The 10,858-nt window shown below is 57.3% G+C and carries 7 protein-coding genes; 5 read left to right on the top strand and 2 right to left on the bottom strand.

Translation table 11 applies throughout. From position 1 onward, the window contains the following. Window positions 1-239: 239 nt before the first annotated feature. From rpsF to dnaB, 5 genes are all read left to right on the top strand, one after another. Window positions 240-662, top strand: coding sequence for a 30S ribosomal protein S6 (gene rpsF, locus ACXRVY_RS09190; RefSeq protein ID WP_007982042.1), 423 nt, complete (start codon window positions 240-242; stop codon window positions 660-662). Between the two features lie 28 nt (window positions 663-690). Beyond that, window positions 691-921 (top strand): 30S ribosomal protein S18, encoded by a 231-nt coding sequence (gene rpsR, locus ACXRVY_RS09185; protein WP_002551829.1) that lies wholly within the window; start codon window positions 691-693, stop codon window positions 919-921. A gap of 36 nt (window positions 922-957) precedes the next feature. Continuing rightward, the gene (locus tag ACXRVY_RS09180; protein WP_223462530.1) at window positions 958-1,851 is read left to right on the top strand and encodes a YybS family protein; all 894 of its coding nucleotides are present in this window, start codon (window positions 958-960) and stop codon (window positions 1,849-1,851) included. A gap of 19 nt (window positions 1,852-1,870) precedes the next feature. Beyond that, complete coding sequence (gene rplI / locus ACXRVY_RS09175; RefSeq protein WP_034149636.1) at window positions 1,871-2,317, top strand: 50S ribosomal protein L9; 447 nt, start codon at window positions 1,871-1,873, stop codon at window positions 2,315-2,317. A gap of 134 nt (window positions 2,318-2,451) precedes the next feature. Then, window positions 2,452-3,846: a replicative DNA helicase gene (gene dnaB, locus ACXRVY_RS09170; RefSeq protein WP_223462531.1), complete on the top strand. Its 1,395-nt coding sequence runs from the start codon at window positions 2,452-2,454 to the stop codon at window positions 3,844-3,846. A gap of 50 nt (window positions 3,847-3,896) precedes the next feature. On the opposite strand, the gene ACXRVY_RS09165 is transcribed toward dnaB, so the two are convergent. Continuing rightward, the gene (locus ACXRVY_RS09165; protein WP_458237278.1) at window positions 3,897-8,483 is read right to left on the bottom strand and encodes an NEL-type E3 ubiquitin ligase domain-containing protein; all 4,587 of its coding nucleotides are present in this window, start codon (window positions 8,481-8,483) and stop codon (window positions 3,897-3,899) included. 293 nt (window positions 8,484-8,776) lie between these two features. Beyond that, window positions 8,777-10,858: hypothetical protein (locus ACXRVY_RS09160; RefSeq protein WP_458237277.1), on the bottom strand; the 2,082-nt coding region annotated here is incomplete at its 5' end.

Raw genomic sequence — 10,858 nt, 5'->3', positions numbered from 1 at the left:
GCCCTCATCGCGAGCAAGCTCGCTCCCACAGGGGTTTGTAGTGAGGCAAAAATTGTGGTGTGAACGAGCTGTTCAAATAATCACCAATTACCTTGCGCCTCCCTCGCCCCTTCTCTACAATTGCGCCCCTTGCTGTGATGGCAGGCACCAACGTGTCTAGCGTCCGCAAGTCCATAAGTGTCATTCACTCCTTGTCTGACCGCTTTTGAGCGGCAGGCTACAACCCGTAAGGAGCATTCATGCGTCATTACGAAATCATCTTTTTGGTCCACCCGGATCAAAGCGAGCAAGTCGGCGGCATGGTTGAGCGTTACACCAAGCTGATCGAAGAAGACGGCGGCAAAATCCACCGTCTGGAAGATTGGGGCCGTCGTCAACTGGCCTACGCAATCAACAATGTTCACAAGGCTCACTACGTGATGCTGAACGTTGAGTGCACTGGCAAGGCCCTGGCCGAGCTGGAAGACAACTTCCGCTACAACGATGCAGTGATCCGTAACCTGGTCATCCGTCGCGACGAAGCCGTTACCGGCCAGTCCGAGATGCTCAAGGCTGAAGAAAACCGCAGTGAGCGCCGTGAGCGTCGCGACCGTCCTGAGCACGAAGGCGCTGAAAGCGTTGACAGTGATGACAGCGACAACAGCGATAACGCTGACGAGTAATCCACGGACCTTTTAAGGAGCCTATCAAATGGCACGTTTCTTCCGTCGTCGTAAATTCTGCCGCTTCACCGCTGAAGACGTGAAAGAGATCGATTACAAAGATCTCAACACTCTGAAAGCCTACGTATCCGAGACCGGCAAAATTGTTCCAAGCCGCATCACCGGTACCAAAGCTCGTTATCAGCGTCAGCTGGCCACCGCTATCAAGCGCGCCCGCTTCCTGGCCCTGCTGGCCTACACCGACAGCCACGGCCGCTGAGACCGGGCAGTCGACACGTAGCAAAGGATTGAATGCATGCGGGCCATAGCTGAGTTCATCATGCGCGGCCGTATGCAGGCCACTCTCGTAGTGGCTGGATGCGCGGCGATGCCGTTGTTGTATTGGTTGGGTGCTGCCGCCGGATGCCTTGTGCTCCTGCGGCGCGGATTGAGGGACGCCTTGGGCGTTCTTGCTCTGGGACTGCTGCCGGCATTGGCCTGGTGGCTTTACTCCGATGACCCACGGGCACTTCTGGTGCTGCTGGGGTCTGCGAGCCTTGCGTTGGTTTTGCGCGCAAGCGAGTCCTGGAACCGCGTGCTGCTGGTCAGCATAGCGATGGGAGTGGTGTTTTCAGTGGTGTTGGGGACAGCTTTTGCTCCCCAGATCGAGATGCTGGCGCAGGCTTTGATCAAGGTCATGCCGTCGCTACTCGGTGACGTCTACCAGAAGTTGTCGGTAGACGAACAAGCGCGTTTCGCGTCCCTGATTGCACCGGTCCTGACCGGCCTGATTGCGGCGTTGTTGCAAATCGTCAGCTTGCTGAGCCTGCTTGTCGGGCGCTACTGGCAGGCGTTGTTGTACAACCCGGGCGGTTTTGGTCGCGAGTTTCGCGCCATCCGCTTCCCGCTGTTGCCGGCGATGTTGCTGCTGGCGTGCATGCTTCTGGGGCCGAACATCGGTCCGCAGATGGCCATGTTGACGCCGTTGTGCAGCGTACCGCTGGTGTTCGCCGGGCTGGCCCTGATTCACGGGCTGGTGGCGCAGAAGCGACTGGCCAGGTTCTGGCTGGTGGGGTTGTACGTGACGCTGTTGCTGTTCATGCAACTGATCTATCCGTTGCTGGTGGTCCTGGCCATCGTCGACAGCCTGATTGATTTTCGCGGTCGTTCGGCACCGAAAGATGCCGATAACGCGAACGGTGAAGGTTAAAAGTTAAGAGGATTTTCACATGCAACTGATCCTTCTGGAAAAAGTCACCAACCTGGGCAACCTGGGTGACAAAGTGAACGTTAAGGCTGGTTACGGTCGTAACTACCTGCTGCCTTACGGCAAAGCTACCGCTGCGACCCCAGCCAACCTGGCTGCGTTCGAAGAGCGTCGTGCCGAGCTGGAAAAAGCTGCAGCAGATCGTAAATCGTCGGCTGAAAGCCGCGCTGCCCAACTGGCCGAGCTGGAAGTGACCATCACTGCCACCGCTGGCGACGAAGGCAAGCTGTTCGGTTCGATCGGTACTCACGACATCGCTGACGCACTGACCGCCTCTGGCGTTGAAGTGCAGAAGAGCGAAGTTCGTCTGCCGAACGGCACCATCCGCAACGTAGGCGAATTCGACGTAGCCGTGCACCTGCACGCCGAAGTTGAAGCCACCGTACGCGTTGTCGTGGTAGCAGCTTAAGCAGCACTTGTCGGCTGGCACCCTCGGGTGCTTGCCGGTAACATCGGGCACGATCCTGTTTACAGGTCGTGCCCTTTGTCTTTCTGGTAGCWCCTGTTTTTCAACCCCTGCTTTTTCTAAACAACCAAGTGGCCATGAACGATATCTCCGCTCCTGAGCAATACGATCTGCAAACCGCCGCGCTAAAAGTGCCGCCGCATTCCATCGAAGCCGAACAGGCTGTACTCGGTGGTCTGATGCTGGACAACAACGCCTGGGAACGCGTGCTCGATCAAGTCTCCGACGGCGATTTCTATCGACATGACCACCGTCTGATTTTCCGTGCGATCGCCAAGCTGGCCGATCAGAACATGCCGATTGACGTCGTGACCCTGTCCGAACAGCTGGACAAGGAAGGTCAGACTTCACAGGTCGGCGGTCTCGGTTACTTGGGCGAATTGGCGAAAAACACCCCGTCCGTCGCCAACATCAAGGCCTATGCGCAGATCGTTCGCGCGCGGGCGACTTTGCGCCAGTTGATCGGCATTGCTACGGAAATCGCCGACAGTGCGTTCAATCCGGAAGGGCGCACTGCTGAAGAGATTCTCGATGAAGCTGAACGGCAGATCTTCCAGATCGCTGAAGCCCGGCCGAAAACGGGTGGTCCGGTCAGCGTCAACGACCTGCTGACCAAGGCCATCGACCGTATCGACACCTTGTTCAATACCGACAACGCCATCACCGGCCTGTCCACCGGCTATACCGACCTCGACGAAAAAACCAGCGGCCTGCAGCCGGCCGACCTGATCATCGTCGCGGGTCGTCCGTCCATGGGTAAAACCACCTTTGCGATGAACCTGGTGGAAAACGCCGTGTTGCGCAGCGATAAGTGCGTGCTGGTTTACTCGCTGGAAATGCCAGGCGAATCGCTGATCATGCGTATGTTGTCGTCCCTTGGCCGCATCGACCAGACCAAGGTCCGTGCGGGTCGCCTTGACGACGATGACTGGCCGCGCCTGACTTCAGCGGTCAATCTGCTTAACGATCGCAAGCTGTTCATCGACGATACCGCCGGTATCAGCCCCTCGGAAATGCGTGCCCGGACCCGGCGCCTGGTGCGTGAGCACGGCGACGTGGCGCTGATCATGATCGACTACCTGCAATTGATGCAGATTCCGGGTTCCGGTGGTGATAACCGGACCAACGAGATTTCCGAAATCTCCCGTTCCCTGAAAGCCCTGGCCAAGGAATTCAACTGCCCGGTAGTGGCGCTGTCCCAGCTCAACCGTTCCCTGGAGCAACGACCGAACAAACGCCCGATCAACTCCGACTTGCGCGAATCCGGAGCGATCGAGCAGGACGCCGACGTCATCATGTTCGTGTACCGGGATGAGGTTTATCACCCGGAAACCGAGCACAAGGGTATCGCCGAAATCATTATCGGCAAGCAGCGGAACGGTCCGATCGGCACGTCACGGCTGGCGTTCATCGGCAAATACACCCGATTCGAAAATCTCGCGCCAGGCAGTTACAACTTCGACGACGAATGACAGCCGGCCGAAACGATTCGGCCAGCTGCATCGATACTTGAACGACGTTCTCACTGCGTGGGCGGGAGCTCATCTCCAGACGTGTTGCTGGCGAGATGACCATCGATAGTCGAAGGTAGTTGAAGTTCTTGCCGCGTCACGGCCTGGATCAACGTCGCTTCTGTAATCGCAAGCTGTGCCTGCACATCATCGGACTGGGCATTGTATTCAGACTCAGCCAGCTGCCCTTGGAACTTCTGGTTGTCCAGTATCGCCTGCCGATCCTGAAACGGCTGACGATTCGCGTCGAATTGCGACTGATATTTGTGAGTGATGAAGTCCTGCCAGAAATCCATGGACACCAGTGCCTGAAACTCTTCGGGCGAACCGTCCAGCGCAACGACTTTTCGATAGGCCGCATCGAGCATTGTCGGGTGCACGTTGGCCATTCCGATGTAGCTGAGTGTTTCCGGCTGAAACGGCAATTGCAACCGGTCCTTGAGGCCAAAGCGATAGGCCATCGTCATTTCATGGGGATCGTGTATTCGATTGAGATGGAATCTTCTCTGCTCTGCGGATGTCGTCGGATCGCTGGCCATTGCCCTGCTGGACTCCAGGTCAGCCGCCGCGATGTCGTCGACCTGTCTCAGCCGAAACAGCCCTTTGGATAAATCCACCAGTGGTGTCCCGTTCAAATCGAGTTTGGCCTGGATACGCGCCTTGTGACTGATTGCCAGGATTTGCAGATCGGTGAAGGTGGCAGCTGCAAGGTCAGTGCATCCCGCTTCGCAYGCGCGATCGAACAGCTCCCTGCGCAAGGCTCGCGACTGTGGATTGTTTTCGGTAATGACATCGATCACTTCCCAGGCTTGTCGCCGAAAATCAGGATGGCCGATGCGACTGCGAATGATGTTGAAGAAGCCGTCCGAGCCCTGCTGCTCACGCAACATGCGCCATTGCTCCCTTCTGGCTGAGACCTGGTCGGCGGACAATCCTGTGATCCACGCCGGGTGCATCTCTACCGCGCTCGTCGCGGGCTCGGGCTGCCTCGTATGGACGGAAGACGTTGTGAGCAGGTTGGGTTCGCGGATCAGCGGTGTTCCGGCAGCGGTCAGTCGCTCACTGTATGTTGCCAACTGCACGTGGGTGGCATCAGACAGCGGATTGTTGGTTATCAGCGTGCCGCTATTGACCTGTACCGAATGCGCCAGCCGATCCGCGGTCGGTGCGGTGACGAAGTCGGGAATCGTTGTGATCTGATTGTTGCTCAGATCGATATCGGTCAGGCGGGGTTGGTCAAACAGACCGGTCGGCCAGGCATTGATACCTGTATTCGCCAGGCTGGCCGTGCGTATATCCGATATCAGACTGAAGTCGGGGAGTACACCTAATTGGGGGTTGTCATGCAGCCATAACAATCTGAGTGTTGTTCGGCTGAAAAGGATCCGCGCGGTCTCGGTGTTCAGTTGCAGTTGGTTTTTTTGCAGGAACAGGCGCGTCATTGCATGCATTTCTCCCACTGCGGGGGGTAAGTCCCTGAGCCGGTTGTGCGACATATCCAGCCAGCGTAAGTGACGAAAGCGGGTCAGGAAACCTTCAGGGGAAGCCGTCAGGTTCATGTTGTTCAATCTGAGTGATCCAACGTGGCTGAAGTCGACGCTCAGATCCGGCAGGGTCGGCAATATCAGTCTTCCGAGATTCAGTTCCCAGCCGATCGGCGTTCCGTCGGCGGCGAGTTTTTGATTGCCTTCCCGTCGCCAGCAACTGATGATTCGATCCCGGGCCTTGGTTCGGTGACTGCGGGTCTGGGCGTTGATCTGTAACTGATTGGCACGAATGTAACCTTGGCGATTGCCTCCACCCGAGTACACCCAGGCGTCAAGCTGGCTTGTCAATACGCTGAACTCTTGCTCCAACCCGTTCAATTTGCGTGAGAAAACTCCTTTCTCATGGCTCCATATGTATTCCCTGCATTCCTTGATACCTTTTTGCGGATACAGTTCGCGGTAACGCTGTGCCCAAGAGTTTTCGCTATCAAATGCTTTGGAATAGGCAGGGGCCATCAGTTCCGGGTGAGCCTCGTTCAGCCGTCGCCAGTAGCCGTCGAATTTTCTCCAATACTGGGAAGGGAATTCGTTGCCCTCGAGCCGCGTGACAGCATTGATCCGGGCGACTGTTTCCAGATGTTCAGGAGCGGGGTTGAGGTTGGCCTGGGGCACTTCACGTAACCGATTGTTGCTCAAATCGATGCCCGTCAACGCGGTCTTGTCCAGTAATCCTGTCGGCCATTGACCAATCTGCGTGTTCTGCAGATTGACGGAGTTCAACTCGGACATGGCACTAAAGTCGGGTGCTATCTGCAGCGGGTTATTGGAAAGATCGACTACCTTGAGTTGGCTCAGGGCGCTCAGTGTCGAAGCGCTTTGCGCATCCAGTGTCATGTTGCTGGAGGTCAGGCTCAGGTAGCTCAGCTTTTTCATTTCGCCAATGCTGGGGGGAAGCCTCTCGACCTGGGAGTGGGCAATGCTCAACGATTCCAGGTTGGGAAAATTCGACAGGAAGGTATTGGAAGCGTCCGACCAGTTGACTGAATCCATACTGAGCATTTTGACGTGACTGAAATCCGCTGTCAGAGCCGGAAGTGCTCCGTTTACGGATGGCAGCCTTAATGTTGTCTCCGAACCTTCAAGCCAGCAGCCCTTGATTATTCTGGCGAGACGTTTCACCTGGATTTTTTCTGCGTTGGCGGTGCTGGATGAACCGGGTTGACTGTCGGCTATGTAGCGCTCCAGCTGTGTTTCCAATAAATCGAATGCCTGAATGCGTCGGGCGATCTGCGCTTCAGCGCCATCACCCAGGCCGATCAGATACTCCCTGGCAGCTCCTTCGTTCTTATCAGGGTACATCCGCTGCACTATCGCGACCTCGGGGATATCGCCGTCGATCCTGAACGCACCGGGTCGGGTGGTGGTGCTCAGGTCGGGATATTCGGCCGCCACGCGTTGCCAATACAGTTCAAAGGATTTCCAGTAACCGACAGGGAATCGATTGYCTTCAAGTAGCGTAACTCCGTTGATTCGGGCGATGGTTTCGAGTTGATCGGCCGTCGGGTTCAGGTTTGCCTGAGGAACTTCGCGCAGCTGGTTGTTGCGCAAGTCGACGATTTCCAGCTTGGCCTGATGTTGCAGGCCCGTGGGCCACTGATCCAGTTGCGTGTTGCTCAGGTTAAGAGCCTTGAGTTCGGACATGGCGCTGAAATCAGGCATTGTCCCAAGGGGATTGCTCGACAGATCGATGTTTTCCAGCTTGCTGAGCGCGCTCAGCTTTGCGCTTGTTTGCTCATTGAGCTGAATACGGTTCGAACTTAGATTCAACGTGCTCAGATCGGACATTTCAGCCACGGCGGCAGGCAGTTTATCCRGGGTGGAGCGGGTCACCGTCAGATGTTCAAGGCGGGAAAAGCCAGTGAGGAATGTGTCGACCGTGTCCGACCAGGTGATGTCTTTCAGATCCAGCGTCCGGACATGGCTGAAATCAGCGTTCAACGCTGGAAGGGTTCCATTCCCAGGCTGCAGCTTGAGCGTTGTCCCGGTCTGCTGACGCCAGCAGCGCTTTATCTCTTGGGCGACTTGTTCCGCCCAGCGTTTTGTTGGTTCTGGCGTCGATGAGGCGGACGACTGTGTGATCCAGGATTTCAGTTGGTCCTTGAGCGTTTTGTACTCGGTTTTGCGGCGGGCCAAACCGCCATCGACGTCGTCTCCCAGCGATCGGACAAGTGCTTTGATCTGCTCCGTGTCGAGGGATGGGTACAAGTCTGCGGCACGAGATTCCGGGCTGCGCAGTCGGTCGAAAGCCGATAACAGTCTGTCTTTCAGGCCTTGACGAGCAGGGCGATCAGGTTCGCTACGCATCATCCCGCCCGCGCCGGGCACCTTGGTTCCCACCCAGCCGTCCAGTACATCGTAAACCACGGGCTCCGACCTTCCCGGGCGTGTCGCGACATACAGGTTGCGGTTGTCCAGGGCGACGGGATCCTCTGTGCGGACGACGCGCATCACCGCAGCCTGCGGCGAGGAAGCCTCAAGATCATGCAGGACTTGATAGGCGCGGTCTTCAATGACCACGTAGAGTTTGCCATCGTGTCGATAGAGCCCGTCGCTGCCCGGTTCGGAGCCGGTGAAGTCCAGGCTTGTGCGAAAGGCTTCCAGGCGGGTATTGGTCARCGGGTAGGTCGTTGGCTCAACGTCATCCAGCGAATACCAGAGCGTGCTCTCGGGATCGCGCACGAGCACCGGGCCTGAYGCTTGCAGTTCGCTCGGCAGYTTGGCCCGGTACAGGCCGGTGTCCGGATCCGCAGTGATATGYACGATGCCRCCRCSCGGCACATCGACATACTGGCGTCCCTTGAACGTYCTGAAACCCAGGGCGTCGGGTGCGGGAAGCTGAGCCGCCGAGGCGAGCCAATAATGCTCCAGCGGACGCGGTGTCGACGGGAGGGCAGGCACTGGAGCGGAAGGTAACTCGCTGGCCGTTACGGGCGGTGCTGGCGTGATGGCATCGAGGTCGACATTTCCCGGTGTCCCGGTCCCCTTGGGAGGGATTCGTGGATTCRTCGTGACTGGCAAGCCGAAATCGATACGCGGCAGGGTGTCGGGCAACGGGGTGTGTCCGTCCGAGGGCAGCTTGGGATGGGGGTGGACATCGACGGTGACTRTGCYTTTGGGTGGCGGTTTGGGTGACATGGGTTTTCATCCTTGAGYGRTTGCCGCATCRGCYTCCATRAAYGGGATGMTGAAGGGGCATTCGGCGTCATTGCCGGTTTTTTGATTGACGGTTTCGTGGAGCCTCTATTGGTTCGCGATTTTTTTAGCAGGAAAATCACGGCGAAGAGCGGTACATATATATTCAACAGCGATCGGCCGGCGCGCACCGCCGGCCAATTGCAATGGCCTTACGCGGTCAGGTCAAAAATCCGCTGCGCCGTCCGGCCATCAATCGTATGGCGCCAGATGGCGATGTGCTCTCGACCGGCCTGTTCGTCCCGGCGCTGGGCTGAAATACCTGTTCCGCTCTGCTCGAGGGTTTTGAGATGACCGCCCTTGTCCATGAAGTTCAACGCAAGGCTGTCGTTCTTTTCGTAGTGGAAATGGGCATGCCACAACGGCTCTCCGGTGTGGCTGTCATTGAGTGAGTAAATGTCGAGAAAGTGTTTTTCCTTACCTTTGCCACGCGCCACTCGGTTATGGGTTTTCACCGCGCTGATGTGCCCCGCGCTGATCAAGTACGCCAGTCGGTCCGCACTCAGAAAGGTTTTGTCCTTGTAGAGCCGGATGCGGATGTCCTCGCCTTCCGCGCGTAGACGCTGACTGTCGTGCCTCAGGCGCTGGACGAGGCCGTCGATAGTCTCCCCGGTCGGATTTGGAGCGTGTTCGAGCTGTCGGGCCAGATCGTCGAGCGTTTCGGCCTTGCCGCCGAGAAATTCGACGATATTGGTGGCGTTGCGTTTGGCCCGTTCATCCCGCCTGGCTTTGCTCAGGTGCACCTCGAACCGGTCCAGCCGCCGGGTGGCTCGTGCCATCAGCTCGGGCAGCGCTCTGGTTTGTTCGGAGCGTATTCGATGCCATTCTCCCTCCCGCTTTTCGTAGGTTCGCAAAACCTGCGCCGAGTTGTTGGGATCGATCACGTCGATCAGCTCTTCGCCCGTCACGGTGCGACGCGGTTGACCGACACTGATCTTGTAGACACCGTGGTGTTTGGCGCGAAACATTCGTCTGGGCTTGGGAGCGGGCCCGGTCCTGTTTTGTGGCGGGATGAAGTCGAAATCAATCGACTCATCCTGTGCCGATCGCGCCGAGGTATTTTTCCGGTCTCGGTGTTCGCGCGCTATTTGATGTTCGACGGCATTTTCGAAGGCCTGGATGGCTTCTGTAATTTCTCGCCGAGAGTTGGCTTGTGGGGAGTCTGGCGGCAGGTCGAGATGCTCATACGAATCCCTGGTTGCCGCGCTTTGGTCGAGCAGACCGGTCAGCGCCGCAATGCGAGCATCAGCGGGAATGCTCTCGATCCCGCGGAATGCGGTCGCGACCTCGATAAAAGAGTGCGCCAATTGCACCGCTTCGAAGTCACTGTTATTTGGGTCGTCCGTCAGCAATCGGCTTCGGGCTTCGACCCAGCTGGCGGTTACTTCGTGAATCTCCTTCGCGTCATAACCCAGGGCAGTCAACTCGAGCTCCGAGGAGCGCGACTTTTTCTGAATCTCATGCGCAATTTTCTCGCTCTTTTCCAGGAGGTTGCGTTTATTCATCAGGTAGTCGGCGGTGGCCCGATAGGTAGTCGGGTCATTGGCTGGCCGAATTTCCAGGGATCTGCGCACATCCATGGCAGCAATGAGCCGGTCGTAAGCTGCAAGGTTAAGCTCCCGAAGTTCATGCAGTTCGTTTCTATAGACGCCGTTTGCTTTAACAAGAATCAGCCAATCGTGTTCGTCGACGTACTTGGTGACCATATTTTCCAATAAAGCGAGTTCTCGGCGAATTTGCACTTCCAAAAGTATCAGAGCCGTTCTTTCACCTTCCGTGCCGACAGTTCTATCCCAGCTAGACGTCAGTTGAAGTCTCTTCTGTCTGGCCGTCTCAAGTATGGCGGCCTCTGTATACAATTGCGCTATTCCCGCGGCAAACTTGTTTTGCACGGTATTTTCTCTTCCCGCCCGCATTCCGCCCGCGCCAAAGACAGCGATTCCCACCCAGCCGTTCTGCCTGTCGAAAACAATCGGCTCTGACCTCCCGGGGCGCGTCGCGACATACAGGTTGTGGTCGTCCAGGGCGATGGGATCCTCTGCCCGGATGATGCGCATCACCGGAGCCTGCGGCGAGGAGGCCTCAAGGTCATGCAGGACCTGGTAGGCGCGGTTCTGGATGACCGCGTAGAGTTTGCCATTGTGCCGATAGAGCCCGTCGCTGCCCGGTTCGACGCCGGTGAAGTCCAGACTCGTGCGAAAGGCTTCCAGGCGGGTATTGGTCAACGGGTAGGT

The organism is Pseudomonas sp. P5_A2_2 (assembly GCF_054177685.1).
The sequence above is the reverse complement of the archived record's forward strand: the minus strand, read 5'-3'. Positions and strand labels throughout refer to the sequence as shown.

What these genes read in the sequence shown, in the direction of transcription:
- rpsF (WP_007982042.1), top strand. Translation starts at nt 240, where the DNA reads ATGCGTCATTACGAAATCATCTTTTTGGTCCACCCGGATCAAAGCGAG.
- rpsR (WP_002551829.1), top strand. Translation starts at nt 691, where the DNA reads ATGGCACGTTTCTTCCGTCGTCGTAAATTCTGCCGCTTCACCGCTGAA.
- ACXRVY_RS09180 (WP_223462530.1), top strand. Translation starts at nt 958, where the DNA reads ATGCGGGCCATAGCTGAGTTCATCATGCGCGGCCGTATGCAGGCCACT.
- rplI (WP_034149636.1), top strand. Translation starts at nt 1,871, where the DNA reads ATGCAACTGATCCTTCTGGAAAAAGTCACCAACCTGGGCAACCTGGGT.
- dnaB (WP_223462531.1), top strand. Translation starts at nt 2,452, where the DNA reads ATGAACGATATCTCCGCTCCTGAGCAATACGATCTGCAAACCGCCGCG.